The organism is Kitasatospora sp. NPDC058046, assembly GCF_042885595.1.
GTDB lineage: Bacteria > Actinomycetota > Actinomycetes > Streptomycetales > Streptomycetaceae > Kitasatospora.
The window spans coordinates 176,878-193,767 of record NZ_JBHVRS010000022.1; the positions used below are offsets into that span (position 1 = coordinate 176,878).

Sequence of the window (16,890 nt, forward strand, 5' to 3'; positions counted from 1 at the left end):
CTTCCGTCAGCACACGCCTGCCCGGAAGGTCGTTATGCGTCGCGTCGTCATCGCCGAGGACTCCGTACTGCTCAGGGAGGGACTGACCCGGCTGCTCACCGATCGCGGCCTGGAGGTCGTCGCCGGGGTCGGTGACGGAGACGCCCTGGTGAAGACCATCCACGACCTGGCGGCCGCCGACGCCCTGCCGGACGTCGTGGTCTCCGACGTGCGGATGCCCCCGAACCACACCGACGAGGGCCTGCGCGCCTGCGTGGAACTGCGCGCCCGGTACCCGCAGCTGGGCGTGCTGGTGCTGTCGCAGTTCGTGGAGGAGCGCTACGCCTCGGAGCTGCTGGCCGGCTCGACCCGGGGCGTGGGGTACCTGCTGAAGGACCGGGTCGCCGAGGTGCGCGAGTTCGCCGACGCGGTGGTCCGGGTCGCCGAGGGCGGCACCGCGCTGGACCCGGAGGTGGTGCAGCAGCTCCTCAGCCGCAGCCGCAAGGGCGACGTTCTGGCCAATCTCACGCCGCGCGAGCGCGAGGTGCTCGGGCTGATGGCGGAGGGCCGCACCAACGCCGCGGTGGCCAAGCAGCTGGTGGTCTCCGACGGCGCGGTGGAGAAGCACGTCAGCAACATCTTCCTCAAGCTGGGACTGGCTCAGAGCGCCGAGGACCACCGCCGGGTGCTGGCCGTGCTCACCTACCTCAACTCCTGACGCCCTCCGGTTCCGTCGCCCCGGCGCCCGGGGCGCGCCCCCGGGAGCGCATCTCGGCCATGCGCCCGTGAGGTGCTCGCGCCCGCCCGTCCGAGCCGGAATGATCTCCGGCGGGCGGGCGTTGACGTTCATGTGCGGTGCAGCCGCGGGCCGGTGAAATAACTGCCGTGCTTCCGGTCGCCGTCGGGTCGGCCCGCATAGGATGCGAGAGGTGCACCAGGCGGACGGGGCACGGGGCCGCGCCCGCGGTGGTGCGCCCACGAGGAGGTCCGCGGCAGTGACCAGTCAGGTCGATCAGTCAGAGGCAGTGGACGGCCCGGACGGCGACGAGGCCCGCGCCGGGAGCGGAGACGCGCACGCGGGTGCGGACGCGTCCGCCGGACCGCCCGGCCCGGGCGGCCCTCCGGTGAAGCCGGGCAAGCCCATCCGCAGACTCGATCGGGTGATCATTCGCTTCGCCGGCGACTCCGGTGACGGCATGCAGCTGACCGGTGACCGTTTCACCTCGGAGACGGCGTCCTTCGGCAACGACCTGTCCACGCTGCCGAACTTCCCGGCCGAGATCCGGGCGCCCGCCGGCACCCTGCCGGGCGTCTCGTCCTTCCAACTGCACTTCGCGGACCACGACATCCTGACCCCGGGCGACGCCCCGAACGTGCTGGTCGCGATGAACCCGGCCGCGCTGAAGGCGAACGTGCCGGACCTGCCGCGCGGTGCCGAGATCATCGTCAACACCGACGAGTTCACCAAGCGGGCGCTGGCCAAGGTCGGTTACCCGGCGGACCCGCTGGGCGACGGCTCGCTGGACGGCTTCCACCTGCACAAGGTGCCGCTGACCACGCTGACCCTGGAGGCGCTCAAGGACAGCGGCCTGGCCCGCAAGGACGCCGAGCGGGCGAAGAACATGTTCGCCCTGGGCCTGCTGTCCTGGATGTACCACCGGCCCACGCACGGGACGGAGTCGTTCCTGCGCACCAAGTTCGCCAAGAAGCCGCAGATCGCCGAGGCGAACATCACCGCCTTCCGGGCGGGCTGGAACTTCGGCGAGACCACCGAGTCCTTCGCCGTCTCCTACGAGGTGCCGCCGGCCAGGCTCCCGGCCGGGCGCTACCGCAACATCTCCGGCAACCTGGCGCTGTCCTACGGGCTGATCGCCGCCTCGCGGCGCTCCGGCCTCCCGCTGTACCTGGGCTCGTACCCGATCACCCCGGCCTCGGACATCCTGCACGAGCTGAGCCGGCACAAGGACTTCGGGGTGCGCACCTTCCAGGCGGAGGACGAGATCGCCGGTGTCGGCGCGGCGCTCGGCGCCGCCTTCGGCGGGGCGCTCGGGGTGACCACCACCTCCGGGCCTGGTGTCGCGCTGAAGTCCGAGACGATCGGCCTGGCCGTCTCGCTCGAACTGCCGCTGCTGGTCGTGGACATCCAGCGCGGCGGCCCGTCCACCGGCCTGCCGACCAAGACCGAGCAGGCGGACCTGCTGCAGGCGATGTTCGGGCGCAACGGCGAGGCGCCGGTGCCGATCGTCGCCCCGGCCACGCCCGCGGAGTGCTTCGACGCGGCGCTGGAGGCGGCCCGGATCGCGGTCACCTACCGCACCCCGGTGTTCCTGCTCTCGGACGGCTACCTGGCCAACGGCTCGGAGCCCTGGCGGATCCCCGAGGTCGACGAACTGCCGGAGATCGACCCGGAGTTCGCCACCGGCCCGAACCGCGAGGACGGCGCCTTCTGGCCGTACCTGCGCGATCCGCGGACCCTGGCCAGGCCCTGGGCGCTGCCCGGCACGCCCGGCCTGGAGCACCGGATCGGCGGCATCGAGAAGCAGGACGGCACCGGCAACATCTCCTACGACCCGGCCAACCACGACTTCATGGTCCGTACCCGGCAGGCCAAGGTCGACGGCATCACGGTGAAGCCGGTCGAGGTGGACGACCCGAGCGGTGACGCCCGGGTGCTGGTGCTCGGCTGGGGCTCGACGTACGGGCCGATCACCGCCGCGGTGCGCCGGGTGCGCGCGGACGGCGGCGAGGTCGCCCAGGCGCACCTGCGCAACCTCAACCCGTTCCCGGCCAACCTGGGCTCGGTGCTGCGGAGTTACGAGAAGATCATCGTTCCCGAGATGAACCTGGGGCAGCTGGCCCTGCTGCTGCGGGCGAAGTACCTGGTGGACGCCGAGTCCTACAACCAGGTGCGCGGACTGCCCTTCAAGGCGGCCCAGTTGGCGGACGTGCTGTGGGCCGCGATCGGCACCCTGGACGAGGAGGACAACCGATGAGCGAGAGCGGCTTCCCGTCCCTGCGACTGGTGCCCAAGGCCGAAGGTCCGCAGAGCGCCCGGGACTTCAAGACCGACCAGGAGGTGCGCTGGTGCCCGGGCTGCGGGGACTACGCGATCCTGGCGGCGGTGCAGTCCTTCATGCCGGAGCTGGGCATCAGGCGGGAGAACACGGTGTTCGTCTCCGGCATCGGCTGTTCCTCGCGCTTCCCGTACTACATGAACACCTACGGGGTGCACTCGATCCACGGCCGGGCGCCGGCGATCGCGACCGGGCTGGCCACCTCGCGCCAGGACCTGAGCGTCTGGGTGGTGACGGGTGACGGCGACGCGCTGTCGATCGGCGGCAACCACCTGATCCACGCCCTGCGGCGGAACGTCAATTTGAAGATCCTGTTGTTCAACAACCGTATCTACGGCCTCACCAAGGGCCAGTACTCGCCCACCAGTGAGCTCGGCAAGATCACCAAGTCCACCCCGATGGGCTCGCTGGACGCGCCGTTCAACCCGCTGTCGCTGGCGATCGGCGCCGAGGCCACCTTCGTCGCGCGCACCATCGACTCGGACCGCCAGCACCTCCAGTCGGTGCTGCGGGCGGCCGCCGAGCACCAGGGCACGGCGCTGGTGGAGATCTACCAGAACTGCAACATCTTCAACGACGGCGCCTTCGAGGTGCTGAAGGACCCGGGCAGCCGGGACGAGGCGCTGATCCGGCTGGAGCACGGGAAGGCCGCCCGCTTCGGCGCGGACCTGGCGAACGGCGTCTTCCGGGGCCCGGACGGCGAGCTGTTCACCGCCCCGGTCACGGCGGACAACGAGGCGGACGTCCTGGTCCACGACGCGCACGCGGCCGGCCCCGCCACCGCCTTCGCGCTCTCCCGGATCGCCGACGCGGACACCCTGCACCACACGCCGATCGGCGTGCTGCGCAGCGTCGAACGGCCGGTCTACGACGAGCTGATGGCGAGCCAGCTGGCCACCGCCACCGACGGGCGCGGCCCGGGCGACCTGGCCACGCTGCTCGCCGGCAACGACACCTGGACGGTGGACTGACCGTCCGACCGTCCCGTCGGAGCGAGCGACGCCCCCTGTCCCGGTCGGGACAGGGGGCGTCGTCGTCGCCCGCTCCTACCGCTCCTGCCGCTCGGCCCACTCGACCAGTTCGACGACCACCCCGTTCGGGTCGACGACCTGGAAGAGCTTCTCGCCCCACGGCTCCTCGCGCAGCGGCAGGGTGATCACGACCCCCTCCTCGCGCAGCCGCCGCTCCTCGGCGGCGATGTCCTCGACGACGAACGCCAGGATCACGCCGTCCGCGATCCGGTGGCGCTGGTCCTCGGGGAGGACTTCGAGGCCGCGCCGCAGGTAGACGACATTGACCCCGCCGCCCGGGTGCGCGAGCGAGACGAAGCCGTCGGCCGACATCTGCTCGGTGTAGCCGAAGTGCCGCCGGAGGAAGGCGGCGGAGGTGGTGACGTCCTCGACGGTCAGGGAGACGGCGGTCGTGGTGATCTGCAAGGCGGAGAACCCTCTCGTCGGCATCGCACGGTTATCCCGTACGCAGTACACTATACATAGTACGGAGAATTGCGCCAGGGGTCTCCGCGGAATCCGGGACGGGGCCGGAAACGACGGAGGGAGGCTCCCCGGGTGGGGGAGCCTCCCTCAGGAGGTCGGCGAGGCCGGTGCGGCGCGCGTCAGTAGACGCAGGGGATGCCGCCGTCGGACTGGGCGTCGACGGCCGGGCCCTGCATCGGCAGGTTGGCGGCCGGGTCGGTCGGGGCGCCGCCGGCGGGGGCGGCGGGCTTGTCGGCGGCGACGCCGGTGAAGCCGGTGCCGAGGGTGACGACGACGTGGTCGGCGGCGGTGGCGGCGGACGCGGTGGCGGTCACGCCGTAGCGGGCCGCGACCTGCTCGGCGGCCTCCTTGGCGCCCTTGCCGTAGGTGACGGTGGTGGTCTTCGGCCGGGTGGCGGCCGAGCCGGTGCGGCCCTCCTTGAAGCCCAGGCCGGCCAGGGCCTTGGCCTCGTCGGCGGAGGTGACCCCGGCCGCGGAGGAGGCGTTGAAGACGTCCACGGTGACCGGCCCGGCGGCGGCCGGGGGCGTGGTGGCGGCCGGCGGCGCGGCGGGGGCCTGGGTGGCGGGCGCGCCGGAGGCGGCGGCCGGGTCGGCCGGCGCGGGGGCGGCGTCGGCGTAGCCGAAGAGCTGCTTGACCACCTTCTGGACCTTCGCCGGGGTCACCAGGTTGACGTCCTGGCCGTTCTTGGTGCCGAACCCGTCGAAGGTCAGGGTGTTGAACTCGACGTTGCCGCCGGTGAGGTTGGGGGCCTGCTGGGCGAAGTCGAGCACGTTCCACTCGTTGTCGATCACCAGGTCCTTCTGCATCACCCCCATCAGCTCCTGCATCTTGCCGAGGTCGCCGATGACGCCCTTCTGCTTGAGGTTGTGCACCACGGAGGAGATGAAGGCCTGCTGGCGGTGGGTGCGGGCGAAGTCGCCGGTGTTGCCGTCCGGGCCGTCGAGGTTGTGGCGCTGGCGGACGAAGGAGAGCGCCTGGGAGGCGTTGAGCTTGTTGACGCCCTTGTGGAAGTCGGCCCCGGAGCCCTGGCCCTCGATGGCCGGGTCCTTGGTGTCGTGGGTGAGGCAGACCTCGATCGGCTGGAGGGCCTTGGCGATGTCGTAGAAGCCCATCAGGTTGACCTCGGCGATGTGGTCGATGGGCTGGTCGAGGAACTTCTGCACGGTGCGGATGGTGGCCGCGCGGCCGATGTCCCGGCCGGCCTTCTCCAGGTCGGCGCCCTTGAGGCCCTTGGCGCGCAGACCGGCGTCGGCCTTGTCCTTGGCCGCGCCGTAGGCCTCCTTGATCTTGGCCATGCCCATCTGGGAGCCGTTGGCGTCGTAGGTCATCACGTAGTCGTCGCGGGGTATCGAGACGGCCTGCACCTTGCCGCCGTTCGCCGGGATGTGCAGCAGGATCAGCGAGTTGGTGTTGTAGCCGCCGATGTCGGAGCTGTGGCCTGCGTGCAGCTCGTCCTGGACGAACTCGGGCGGGAGGTCCGTGCCGTCCATGTTCTTGCGGCTGTCCAGGCCGATCAGCAGCAGGTTGACCGAGTTGTCGAGGTGCTTGGGGGCGTCCTTCTTGGTCTCGGCGATGACGCCGGAGGTGGTCATCCCGTCGGTGAGCTGCTTGTACTCGTACCAGACCACCCCGCTGGCGGCGAACACCGCCAGGCCGACGGTGCAGGCCACCACCCGGCCCGCGACCAGGGCGGGTGAGGGGCGGCGGGGGCGGCGGGCCTCGGCGCCGCCGTCGGTCCCGGGGTTGTCAGCCATGCTGCCTCCTCCTCGCCCGGACCAGCCGGACCGCGATCACGATGACGGCCGCGGCCGCGGCCTCGGCCATCACGGGAAAGCCGTGCACCACCCACTTCGCGGCGCCGGTGGCCAGGCCCTTGCCCTGGTACCGGTCGCGGTGGGCGGTGAACTCGACGACGGCCGTCACGCCCAGGACCACCAGCGGCGAGGTGGCGAGCACCCACCACCAGCCGTTGCGGCTGCTCAGTGCCGCCGCCAGGCCGGTGCCGAGCACCGCGGCCACGGCGAAGACCAGGCCCATGCCGGGGCCGGAGAGCTCGTCGACCGCGGCGCCGGCCAGCGGTAGTCCGAGGGCGAGGGCCGCCGGCAGCGCGGGGCCGCCGGGCAGCGGGCGTATGTGCCCGGCCGGTTTGTCCGCCGCCCGTCGGCGCGTCCGCTGGTCGGCCGACCGTCCTCGCTGCCCCGCCACGCCCTCACCCCGGTGTTCCCGTGTTCCGCGCGCCATGGTGGCGCCTGCGCCGCGTGCCGTCCGTCGGTTTCGTCGGTCCGGAACTCTGTTCGTGGCGCTGCCAGTTCCGGACGCCGGTTGCCGGTCGGCCGGTTCCCGTGCGGGGGTCCGGCCACCCGTGATCGGGGGAGGCGCTTCCCAATGTCTTCTACACGGGTGTAGAAGTCGTACGCAGCATAGAGCACGTCCGTTCGGCGGGACGTCCGGGTCTTCCGTGGCCTGGATAAACTACACCGGGCAGTTTCTGAGAGGGTCGGCCGGTGCGCCGACGGAAGAGGAGAGGGCCGTGGCGACGACGGGCGGAGCGGGACGGCCGGAGAAGCGCGAGGCGATCACCCGGGCCGCGACGGTGGTGTTCGGCCGCGAGGGGTACGTCCGGGCCAGCATGGACGCGATCGCGGCCGAGGCCGGGGTGTCCAAGCGGACGGTCTACAACCACTTCGGCGACAAGGAGACCCTCTTCCTGTCGGTGGCCCTGCGGACCTCGGCGGAACTGACCGAACGCATCGACGGGCTGATGGCGACGTACCTCGGCCGGGTGGTGGACCTGCGCCGGGACCTGATCGACTTCGCCGTCGAGCGGGCCCGCGCCGTGCTGTCGGCCGGGGAGCACGGGGCGCTCGGCCGGGCGATCCGGGCCGAGGTGGCCAACATCCCGGCGGACGTCCTGGAGGCCTGGCTGGAGGCCGGCCCGGTCGCCTCCCAGCGCGCGCTCGCGCAGCACGTCGAGGCGCTCGCCGGGCGCGGGCTGCTCGCGGCCGAGGACGCCGCCCTGGCCGCCGAGCAGTTCACCCTGCTGACCTTCCACGGCGTCGCCGAGCGCTCCTTCTGGGGCGCGCTCCCGGTGGCGGACGAGGAGGTCGAGCGGATCGCGACGGCCGGTGTGGACGCCTTCCTGCGGATCCACGGCGCGCCGGAGGCGGCGGAGGCGTCCTCGGCGGCACGGGGCTGAGCCCGCCCGGGCGGGAGCGGCCGGCCGCCGCCCCCGCCCGGACCACCCGTGGATCACTTCCAGTTGAGGCCCTTGCCGAGGGTGTACGGCTCGCCCCAGTACTCGGCGCCCGCGACCTTGGAGGCCTCCGGGGACATCGCCACCGCGCAGGAGGTGGCGGACTGGCCGTTGGTGAAGCCCTTGGGCAGCGACTCGCTCTTGCACTTGGCGAAGGAGCCGATGACCATCAGCTCCTGCGCCTCGGTGCCGTCCGCCAGCAGGCCCTTCATGTGGCTGACGCTGGTGTAGGAGAGGTCGGTGCCGCCGGCGTTGGTGACCTTGTAGTGGATGTAGTACGGCACCAGGCCCTTGGCCTTGTCGCCCAGGTTGAGCGGGGCGAGGTCGGCCGGGTCGCCCTTCTCGATCGAGGTGACCGCGAGCGCGATGGTGCCCTTGGTGCTGCCCGAGCTGAACGGGACGGTGGCGGCGTCGCCGAGCTTCAGCGTGGTCCCGGCCGCCGGGGCGCTGCCGGCCGGCGCGGGCGCGGTGGCCGAACCGGACCCGGCGCCGCCCGCCGGGACGGAGGCCGCACCGGAGGCGGCCGGGGTGGTGGCCGCGGTGCTCGGCGAGGCGGCCTGGGTGGCGGGCGCACCGGTCGCCGGCGGGGTCTTGGCGGTGTCGGACGACGAGGCGTCGTCGTTGCAGGCGGTCAGGGTGAGCGCGCCGACCGCGGCCAGTGAGGCCAGGGCCAGGGCGCGACGACTGCTGCGGATGGGCTTCACGTGATGTCCCCCGTGGTAGCGGACCCCCGGTGCCGGTGGTCCTCCTGAGGGACGTTCATAGCGCAGCGCGAACGAGCGGGGCCATGGCTTCGACGCGTCCTTGACACGGTCGTGACGAGTCCCTCGCGCCACCGTGACAAGGGATGCCGAGTCGTGATCAGCCGCCCGGACGGGGGCCGGCGAGGGGCCGACCGGCGTCGGCGCGGGGGGCCGTGGGGCACCCGGAGGAGACCGGGCCCGGTCCGCTCGGCCTGGAGAGCGGACCGGGCCCGGTGGTTCGTCAGCCGAGCAGCCAGCGCTGGGCCGGGGCGGCGGGGTCGCAGGAGGCCACCCCGGTGGCCTGGCCGCCGCCGATGGAGGTGAGGCACTGCCCGGTGGCCGCGTTGCGGACCAGGTACCAGCCGTGGTCCTCGTCGGTCAGCCGCCACTTCTGGTTGGCGGGCATCCAGTCGCCGGCCGGCCGGTTGAGGCCGTCCAGTCCGCCGGGGGTGTCCCAGAGGTGGACGGCGCCCGAACCGGTGTCGAGGTCGATCACCTTGCCCTGCCCGTGCGCGATCGCCGTGGTGCCGTCGCAGTACTTCCAGAACGACCAGGTCTGCGCGGGCGACTGGTTGGCCGGCCAGACGATGATCGGCTGACCGTTGGCCTCGACGTTGTGGAAGAGGTCGAGCGCTCCGGCGCCGGAGCCGTTGTTCACGGCCGCGAAGGCTCCCACGGACGGCGACAGGTCGCAGGCGCCGGCCTGTGCCGCCTGTGCCGCCGGCGCGCCGGCCACGACCGCCCCCGCGACGGCAGTGACGGCCCCGAGCGAGGCGAGGAGCCTGCGGGTACGGGTGGTGGTTCTCATCGGGTCTCTCCTTCTGGTGTGGTGGGCGGGCCGGCTCAGCCGCGCGGGACCGCGAGCGCGGCCCACTGCTTGGGGCCGGGGACGCCGTCGGCGTCCGCGCCCGAGTCGCCGAGCTTGTGCTGCCAGTTGCGGAAGGACTCGCGGTCCGCGTCGGACCACTCGGGGCCGGGGCCCTCGGCGTAGGCGGAGCAGCCCTCGGCGACGAGGCGCTCGCCCATCCGGGTGATGACGTCGCTGTTCTGGCCGTCGTGGAAGAAGTCGGCGCCGGGGAAGGGCTCGTAGCCGTCGCCGCCGTCACCGCCGCCGCCCGCCGGAGCGGCTCCGCCGGACGGGGCCCCGCCGTCGGGGCTGTCCTCCGCGGAGGCCTCCTGCCCGAAGTAGAGCGCCCCGGGCCGGTCCTTCCACTCCGGGTCGGCGAGGACCGCGCCCTCGGCGAAGTCCGGGATGCCGTAGCCGTAGACCCAGTCCGAGCGGCGCTCACGGGTCTTGAGGTAGACGCCGTCGCCCTCGGCGCTGCCGCCGTCGTTGGTGTTGCCCTCGACGGTGGTGATGGTGGAACTGGTGTAGGCGATGCAGATGCCGGTGTGGCTGCCGCCGCCGGGCCCGAAGAAGACCTGGCCGCCGATCACCGGGTACTCGGTGAAGCGGTCGCGCTCCTTGAACCAGGCGACGCCCTCCGCGCAGGAGGCGGTCACCGGGAAGCGCCCGGCGTTGCCGGACTGCTCGGCGCACCAGGAGACGAAGGTGGCGCACCAGGCCTCGCCCTGGGACCACTCCAGGCCGGCGACGGCGGGGGAGAACTTCTGGATGTTGTTCCAGTGCCCGCCGCTGCGACCCTCGTGGTAGCCGACCTCGTCTCGGGCGATGCGGATCAGGTCCGCCGCGTTCGAGGACATGGGTGTGGACTCCTTGTTCGTGGAAGGGTGCCGGTCGGGGTCTCAGGCCTTGCCGAAGGTCTGCACGTAGCGGCCCCAGTTGCCGCGCTGGCGGGGCGCGTAGCCGATGCCGATGTAGTTGTAGTCGGGGTTGAGGATGTTCACCCGGTGGCCCGGGCTGTTCATCCACATCTGCATCGCCTCCGGCACGCTGTTGCTCGGGGTGACGTTCTCGGCGGAGGAGCGGGAGACGAAGCCGGCGGCCGCGATGCGGTCCCAGGGGGAGCTGCCGTCGGTGCCGTTGTGCTGGGTGAGGTCGTGCGAGGCCATGTCGTTGGCGTGGCGCTGGGCGGCCGCGCTGAGGCGGTCGTCCAGGCGCACCGGCGGGGCGCCGACCCGGCCGCGCTCGGCGTTGACGGCGTTCAGCATCTCGGAGCGGAAGTCACCGCCGCCGCCACCGCCGGGCTGGGGCTGCGGCTGGGGCTGGGGCTGCTGCTGGCCGCCGCCGCTGCTGATGCCCCCGGCCGGGACGAGCTGCCAGCGCTGCGCCGGGTTGCCGTCGTCCTGCCTGGAGAGGGTGAGCGGCGAGCCGGGGGCGGCCGCGGTGAGGTAGAGCATGCCCTCGTTGGTGCGGGTGGTGCGGATGCGGACCCAGTCGTTGTCGAGGGGCTCGAAGCACCAGTGCTGGTTGGGCTGGTTGTGCTCGTTGTACAGCCAGGCCTGGCCGGTGGAGTAGTTGAAGTCCATGACCATGGCCTGGCCGCCGACGTGCTTGCCGGTGGTGAGCTGGGTCTCCAGGAGGAAGCTGCCGTTCTCCTTGGCCCAGAAGGTCCAGCCCTGGGCGGTGGTGCCGTTGGAGCCCCAGGACTGGACGGCGGTGCCGGCGGCGGTCTGGCTGGAACGGACGTCGGCGACGGTTCCGTTGGCGGACTTGATCGTCCAGGTCTGGCCGTGCTGCGGGAGCGTGGGCATGGTGGCGCCTCTCGTCTGTGGTGTCGCCCCGGGCCGCAACCGCTGCGGCCCGGGGCCTGACGAGAGAGACGTTCCTGCACGGCGGTAGACGGCCGGTCAACACGCGTGGCCGGTGCCGCCGTTGATGCCGTGTCTACCGCGCCAGAAGGGCCCTGACCTGCGCCGATTCCTCGGTGAGCCCCAGTCGCTCGTACACCTCCAGGGAGTCCGTCATACAGGCCCGGGCCTGGCTCGGGCGGCCGAGGCCGGTGAGCGCGGTGCCGAGGGTGCGCAGCAGGGCGCCCTCCAGGGCGGGGCTGGTGCGCCGGGCGAGCGGGAGGACCGCCTCGGCCGCGTCGACGGCGAGCAGCCAGCGGCCGGCCTCGGCGTGGATGCGGGCGGCGAGGTCGCCGGACGCGGCGGCGAAGACGGTGACCTGGAGGGCGGTGAACTCGTCGCGGGCGCCGACGGCGTGGTCGAGCGCCGCCTCCGGGTCGCCGCACAGCCGCAGCACCCGGGCGAGGTAGTAGCGGCCGATCGCGGCGGAGACCGGCCCCGAGTCGCGCATCAGGCGGGCGCTGCGCTCGGCGGCCTCCCGGGCCTCGTCGAGCCGGCCGGTCTGGGCGCAGCTGAAGGCGAACTCGCCGAGCGCGCTGCCCTCGGAGCGTCCGGCCCCCAGGCGGTGGAACAGCCCGGCGGCCCGGCCGGCGTGTTCGGCGGCCTCGGCGTAGCGGCCGTGCACGCGGGCGTTGCCGCCGAGGGTGAGCAGGGCCTTGGCGAGCACCCGGTCGGTGCCGGTGGTGGTGCAGACCTCGACGGCCCGGCGGATCTCCTCCACGGACTCGGCGTAGCGGTTGACGTGCCAGAGCATGCTGCCGCGCACGTACCGGGCGAGGGCGAGCGGGCCGTGGTCGCCGCGTGCCTCGGCCTCGCCGGCCAGGCGTTCGGCGAGGTCGGCGATGACGGTGGTCTGGGTGCGTTCGGCGAGCACCGCGCCCATCCGGTCGGCGAGTTCGACGGCGCGGTCGAGCGGCAGGGCCGGGTCGGCGCAGCTCAGGGCGATGACGGCGGCGTGCACCTCGGCCTGCTCGCGCATCCAGCGCACGGCCTCCGTGCCGTCGGCGACGGGCCGGCCGGGGTGCGGCACCGGCACGTCGAGCAGGCTGAGTTCGACCGGGTCGGGCTTGCGGGCGGCGACGTCGGCGTTGCGGGCGGTGGCGAGGCAGAAGTCGAGCAGCCGTCCGGTGGCCGCGGTGCGTTCGGCGGGGCCGTCCTCGGCGGCGAGCCGGCCGCGGGCGTAGGCGCGGACCAGGTCGTGGTAGCCGTACCGGCCGAAGCGGGGGGACTGCAGGAGGTTGAGGTCGACGAGGGTTTCGAGGAGTTCGTCGGTCTCGGCCTCGGTGCGGTCGAGCAGGACGGCGGCGCAGGGCAGCGGGATGTCGGGGGCGTCGGGCAGGGCGAGCAGCCGGAAGGCACGGGCCAGTTCGACGTCGAGGCGGTGGTAGGAGAGCGCGAAGCTGGCCTCCACCGTCCGTTCGCCGTCGCTGAGTTCGGCCAGCCGGTGCTCCCGGCGCAGGCCCTCGGCGAGGGTGGCCAGGGTGAGCGCGGGGTCGGCGGCGAGCCGGGAGGCGACGATGCGGACGGCGAGCGGCAGCAGCCCGCAGGCCCGGACGACCTCCTCGGCGGCCCCGGGCTCGGCGGCGACGCGTTCGGCGCCGACGATCCGGGTGAGCAGTTCCAGCGCCTGCCCTGGCGGCAGGGTGTCCAGGCGCAGCTGGTGGGCTCCGGCGAGGCCGGCCAGCCGGTGGCGGCTGGTGACGAGGACGGCGCAGCCGGGCGAGCCGGGCAGCAGGGGTTCGACGTGGCCGGGGGTGGCCGCGTTGTCGAGGACGACCAGGACGCGCCGCCCGGCCAGGGCCGAGCGGTAGAGCGCGCTGCGCTCCCCGGTGTCCGGGGGGATCTCGCCGGGGGCGACGCCGAGGTCCCGCAGGAAGCCGGCGAGCACCGTGCCGGGGTCGGGCGGGGTGCGGTCGGCGCCGCGCAGGTCGGCGAAGAGCTGCCCGTCGGGGAAGCGGTCGCGGGTCCGGCGGGCCACGTGCACGGCGAGGGTGGTCTTGCCGACGCCGCCCATGCCGTCCAGGGCGGAGACCACGACGGCCCGTCCGCCGGCGCCGGCGAGGCGGTCGGTGAGGGCCTCGACCTCCTCGGTGCGGCCGGTGAAGTCGGGCAGGCCGGACGGCAGCTGGTCGGGCGCCCGCCAGGTGTCGGCGGCGCCGGGGGCGTCGGCGGCGGGCCCGGCCTGGGCGGCGCCGGCGGGCAGCAGGGCGGCGTCCTCGCGCAGGATCCGCAGCTGGAGCTCGGCGGGGGCGTCCTCGCCGGGCGGGAGCGAGGCGCGGGCGTCCTCGTACACGGCGAGCGCCTCGGCCTTGCGCCCGGCCTGGTAGAGGGCGCGCATCAGGACGGTGGTGAGCCGGGGGCGGCCGGGGTGCTCCAGGGCGAGGGCGGCGATCGCCGCGGTGAGGTCGGTGCGGTCGCCGAGGTCGGCGTCCAGCTCCAGTTCCGTCTCCTTGGCCGAGACCCGCTGTTCGGTGAGGCGGGTGCGGACGGCCTCGGCGTGCGGCCCGGGCAGTCCGGCCAGCGCCTCGCCGACCCAGAGCCGGTGGGCGCGGCGCAGCACCTCCCGCACCTCCCGCGGCGGGGCGCCCGCCTCGCGCAGCCGCTCGGCCTCGGCCACCAGCGCCTCCCAGGCGGCGGCGTCCACCTCGCTGCCGGGCGCCCTGAACGCGTAGCCGTCGCCGACGCGCACCAGCGGCATCCGGTCCGGGTCGTCCCCGGCGTACGGCCGGAACGCGGTGCGCAGCCGGGAGACGGCGAGCTGGACGGCCTTGCGCGGGTCGGCCGGCGCGGCCCCGCCCCACACCCCCTCGACCAGCACCGGGACCGACACCGTGCGCCCGGCGGCGGCCAGCAGCACGGCGAGCACGGCCCGCTGCTGCGGCCGGCCCAACTCCAGTTCCAGCTCCCCGTACCAGGCCCGCAGCGGTCCCAGCAGTCCGAACCGCAGCCCGGAACCCCCCATGTCACCCATCTACCCGTCCCCGAAAGTCGTCCTGCGCCGGGATCCCGCCAGTTCCGTCCGGACGGTGGGCCCCCATACCCCGGCGGCCTATGCTCTGTCACAGATTGTGCACCGGATCGTGCACAGGTTGTGCACCGGGATCGAGGGCTTCGAGGGGTGGGCCGTGGGGCTCGTTTTCAGCCTGCTGGGGCCGCTGCGGGCCCGGCACGACGGTCGTGAGCTCGACCTCGGCCGACCGCAGCAGCGGGCCGTGCTCGCGGCCCTGCTGGTCCCGCCGGGGCAGCTGGTGTCCACGGATCGGCTGGTCGAGGACCTGTGGGGGGCGGACGAAACCCGCTGGCCGAAGGATCCGGTCGGGCAGATCGGCACCCACGTCCACCGTCTGCGGCGGGCCCTGGGCGAGCCCGGGCTGCTGGTCGGGGCGGCGGGCGGCTACCGGCTGGAGGCGCCGCGCACGGCGGTGGACCTCTTCCGTTACGAGGCCGAGGTGGCGGAGGCCGTCGCGCTGCGTCACCAGGATCCGCTGCGGGCGCGCGAGTCGCTGGCGCGGGCGCTGGGCGCCTGGGAGGGGCACCGGGCGCTGGACGGGGTGCCCGGGGCGTTCGCCGAGCGGGTCCGGGAACGGCTGGCGGCCGGGCGGTTCGCGGCGGTGAAGACCCTGCTCGACCTGGACCTGTCGCTCGGCCGGCACGCCGAGGCGCTGGAGCCGCTGGCCGGGCTGGCGTCCTCGCACCCGCAGGACGAGGAGGTGCACCGGCTGCACCTGCTGGCGCTGCACCGCTGCGGCCGGACGGCGGAGGCGCTGGCGGGGTACGAGGCGCTGCGTGAGCGGCTGGACGGGGAGCTCGGTCTCGAACCCGCCCCGGCGCTGGTCGAACTGGCCGGGCAGATCCGGCGCGGCGAGGCCCCGGTGCTGCTGCGGCGGCTGCCGAGGCCGAGCCAGCTGCCGCCGGACATCCCGGACCTGGTCGGGCGGGCGGCACAGGTGCGGGAGGCGGAGCGGGTGCTGCGGGCGGCCGGGGCGCCGGTCCTGGGGCTGTCCGGTCCGGCGGGCTGCGGCGCGTCGGCGCTGGCGGTGCACGTGGCGCACACCGTCCAGGACGCCTTCCCGGACGGTCGGCTGTACGCGGGCGGCGGCGGGGCCGGTGTGGTGCTCGCCGGCTTCCTGCGGGCGCTGGGGGACCGGCCGGCGGCGGGCGCGGACGTCGAGGAGCTCGGCGCGCGCTACCGCGGGCTGCTCGCCGGGCGCCGGGTGCTGGTCCTGCTGGACGGGGTGGCCGAGCCGGGCGTGCTGCTGCCGTCGGTGCCCGGCTGCGCGGCGGTGGTGGCGGGCGCCGAACCGGGCACCCTGCCCGACGGCGCCGTACGGCTCGCGGTGGGACCGCTGGAGCCGCACGACGCCTACGAACTGCTGGCCCGGATCGCCGGCGCGGACCGGGTCCGGCGGGAGCCGGAGGCGGTGGCCGAGGTGGCCGCGCTCTGCGGCCACCTGCCGGTCCTGCTGCGCACGGCGGCGGAGCGGCTCGCCTCCCGGCCGCAGTGGTCGGTGGCCGACCTGGTGCGGTGGCTCGCCCTGCGGGCCGACGGGCCGGGGCGGGCCCAGTAACGCCGGCTCTCCCGGCGACCCTGACCCTCCCGGCGACCCTGACTCTCCCGGCAACCCTGGCCTGCTCGGTAACCGGGGCCGGTTCAGTAGAGGTCGGAGGAGAAGAAGACCGAGCCGGAGCCGGGGATGGGGCCGGGGTTGGAGGAGTGGGGGAGACGCGGGATGCCGCCGCCGTTCCAGTAGACGCCGGAGGTGCCGCCGGCGGTGACGGTCAGCTTGGCGTGCGGGTGGCCGTAGGTGCCGGAGGACCAGCAGGCGTCGCCGTTGGCGGAGTAGACGACGAAGTTGCCGTCGACCTGCATGACGGCCTTGTAGCCGCAGCCGACGGTGCCGCTGGCCATCTTGACCTGGGTCCCGTACTGGTAGACGACGAAGTTGCCGTCGGGCTGCATGATCATCCGGGTGGAGCCGGACTCGATGTACCAGCCCTGGTAGAGCGGCTCGTCGTCCCAGATGGAGACGTGGTCGACGGCCCGCTCGATCGCGGCCTCCGCGGTACCGGTCGACGCCACGGTCCCGGCCAGGGCGAGCGCGGTGGTGGCGGTGGCCAGGGCGATCTGCCGGAGGGTCTTCGTCGTCTTCATGTACCCGTGCCTCGTGGTTCTCTCGTGCGTTCGCGCCCGCCAGGTCCTCGGGGCGCGGTGTGGCACGAGCTTGGTGGAAGGCGGTAGACAAACGATGAACGCCGCCGTTTAACGGGGTCCGGGGGCCGGGCCGGCGGGCCGGGGCCCACGGCGGGACCAGGGGCATTTGGCTTGGGCCCGGAGTGGGAGTAGTGTCTCCTAGTCGCCTGACAGGGAGCACCGGACACGCAGCCGCGCGGACGGTCCCGGGGTGGCCAATCCTCTGAAACACCACTTCCCGGTTCGGGCCGGGTCGCTTCGTCGTTTTCGCGTCGCGGCCTGGTGCGCATTCGGTGTGCATGTTTATTGGGTTGCGGTCGGATTCGCTTTTCGGAGCGGGGATCGGCTAGAGTTTGAAACGTCGGACAGGGCGTCAAACCCCGGAAGACACCGGCGAGTTGGA

The 16,890-nt window shown here is 73.7% G+C and carries 14 protein-coding genes; 5 read left to right on the forward strand and 9 right to left on the reverse strand.

Annotation, left to right across the window (positions count from 1 at the left end; genetic code table 11):
• Positions 1-34 precede the first annotated feature (34 nt).
• The 3 genes from ACFVU7_RS35025 to ACFVU7_RS35035 all read left to right on the forward strand — a co-directional run bounded on the left by ACFVU7_RS35025 (position 35) and on the right by ACFVU7_RS35035 (position 4,024).
• Positions 35-697 (forward strand): response regulator transcription factor, encoded by a 663-nt coding sequence (locus ACFVU7_RS35025; RefSeq protein WP_049652547.1) that lies wholly within the window; start codon positions 35-37, stop codon positions 695-697.
• 277 nt (positions 698-974) lie between these two features.
• A complete protein-coding gene (locus ACFVU7_RS35030) occupies positions 975-2,972 on the forward strand; it encodes a 2-oxoacid:acceptor oxidoreductase subunit alpha (RefSeq protein ID WP_049652544.1) in 1,998 nt (665 codons plus the stop codon).
• Positions 2,969-4,024, forward strand: coding sequence for a 2-oxoacid:ferredoxin oxidoreductase subunit beta (locus ACFVU7_RS35035; protein ID WP_388049266.1), 1,056 nt, complete (start codon positions 2,969-2,971; stop codon positions 4,022-4,024). The genes ACFVU7_RS35030 and ACFVU7_RS35035 overlap by 4 nt, the downstream gene beginning before the upstream one ends.
• A 75-nt stretch (positions 4,025-4,099) precedes the next feature.
• Here the strand turns inward: ACFVU7_RS35035 and ACFVU7_RS35040 are convergent, their stop codons facing one another.
• The 3 genes from ACFVU7_RS35040 to ACFVU7_RS35050 form a co-directional block, all read right to left on the reverse strand.
• Complete coding sequence (locus tag ACFVU7_RS35040) at positions 4,100-4,489, reverse strand: VOC family protein (RefSeq protein ID WP_388049289.1); 390 nt, start codon at positions 4,487-4,489, stop codon at positions 4,100-4,102.
• Positions 4,490-4,668: 179 nt separating this feature from the next.
• Positions 4,669-6,303 (reverse strand): LCP family protein, encoded by a 1,635-nt coding sequence (locus ACFVU7_RS35045; RefSeq protein WP_117489185.1) that lies wholly within the window; start codon positions 6,301-6,303, stop codon positions 4,669-4,671.
• Positions 6,296-6,754 (reverse strand): DUF6542 domain-containing protein, encoded by a 459-nt coding sequence (locus ACFVU7_RS35050; RefSeq protein ID WP_049656675.1) that lies wholly within the window; start codon positions 6,752-6,754, stop codon positions 6,296-6,298. Before ACFVU7_RS35050 ends, ACFVU7_RS35045 begins: the two co-directional genes overlap by 8 nt.
• A 325-nt stretch (positions 6,755-7,079) precedes the next feature.
• On the opposite strand from ACFVU7_RS35050, the gene ACFVU7_RS35055 reads away from it, so the two are divergent.
• Entirely contained in the window at positions 7,080-7,745 is a 666-nt protein-coding gene (locus ACFVU7_RS35055; RefSeq protein WP_388049270.1) for a TetR/AcrR family transcriptional regulator, read from the forward strand.
• A 53-nt stretch (positions 7,746-7,798) separates the two neighbouring features.
• On the opposite strand, the gene ACFVU7_RS35060 is transcribed toward ACFVU7_RS35055, so the two are convergent.
• The 5 genes from ACFVU7_RS35060 to ACFVU7_RS35080 form a co-directional block, all read right to left on the reverse strand.
• Positions 7,799-8,506, reverse strand: a complete 708-nt coding sequence (locus ACFVU7_RS35060; protein WP_388049272.1) for a hypothetical protein — start codon at positions 8,504-8,506, stop codon at positions 7,799-7,801.
• A gap of 280 nt (positions 8,507-8,786) precedes the next feature.
• Positions 8,787-9,353, reverse strand: a complete 567-nt coding sequence (locus tag ACFVU7_RS35065; RefSeq protein ID WP_388049275.1) for an RICIN domain-containing protein — start codon at positions 9,351-9,353, stop codon at positions 8,787-8,789.
• Between the two features lie 35 nt (positions 9,354-9,388).
• Complete coding sequence (locus tag ACFVU7_RS35070) at positions 9,389-10,249, reverse strand: peptidoglycan-binding protein (RefSeq protein ID WP_375876361.1); 861 nt, start codon at positions 10,247-10,249, stop codon at positions 9,389-9,391.
• 42 nt (positions 10,250-10,291) lie between these two features.
• Entirely contained in the window at positions 10,292-11,200 is a 909-nt protein-coding gene (locus ACFVU7_RS35075; protein ID WP_181970652.1) for a CAP domain-containing protein, read from the reverse strand.
• Positions 11,201-11,333: 133 nt separating this feature from the next.
• Positions 11,334-14,267, reverse strand: a complete 2,934-nt coding sequence (locus ACFVU7_RS35080; protein ID WP_388049279.1) for a BTAD domain-containing putative transcriptional regulator — start codon at positions 14,265-14,267, stop codon at positions 11,334-11,336.
• A gap of 154 nt (positions 14,268-14,421) precedes the next feature.
• Between ACFVU7_RS35080 and ACFVU7_RS35085 the strand changes: the two genes are divergently transcribed.
• Entirely contained in the window at positions 14,422-15,864 is a 1,443-nt protein-coding gene (locus tag ACFVU7_RS35085; protein ID WP_181970653.1) for a BTAD domain-containing putative transcriptional regulator, read from the forward strand.
• Between the two features lie 83 nt (positions 15,865-15,947).
• On the opposite strand, the gene ACFVU7_RS35090 is transcribed toward ACFVU7_RS35085, so the two are convergent.
• On the reverse strand, positions 15,948-16,448 hold the full coding sequence (locus tag ACFVU7_RS35090; protein WP_388049283.1) for a hypothetical protein: 501 nt from the start codon (positions 16,446-16,448) through the stop codon (positions 15,948-15,950).
• Positions 16,449-16,890 lie beyond the last annotated feature (442 nt).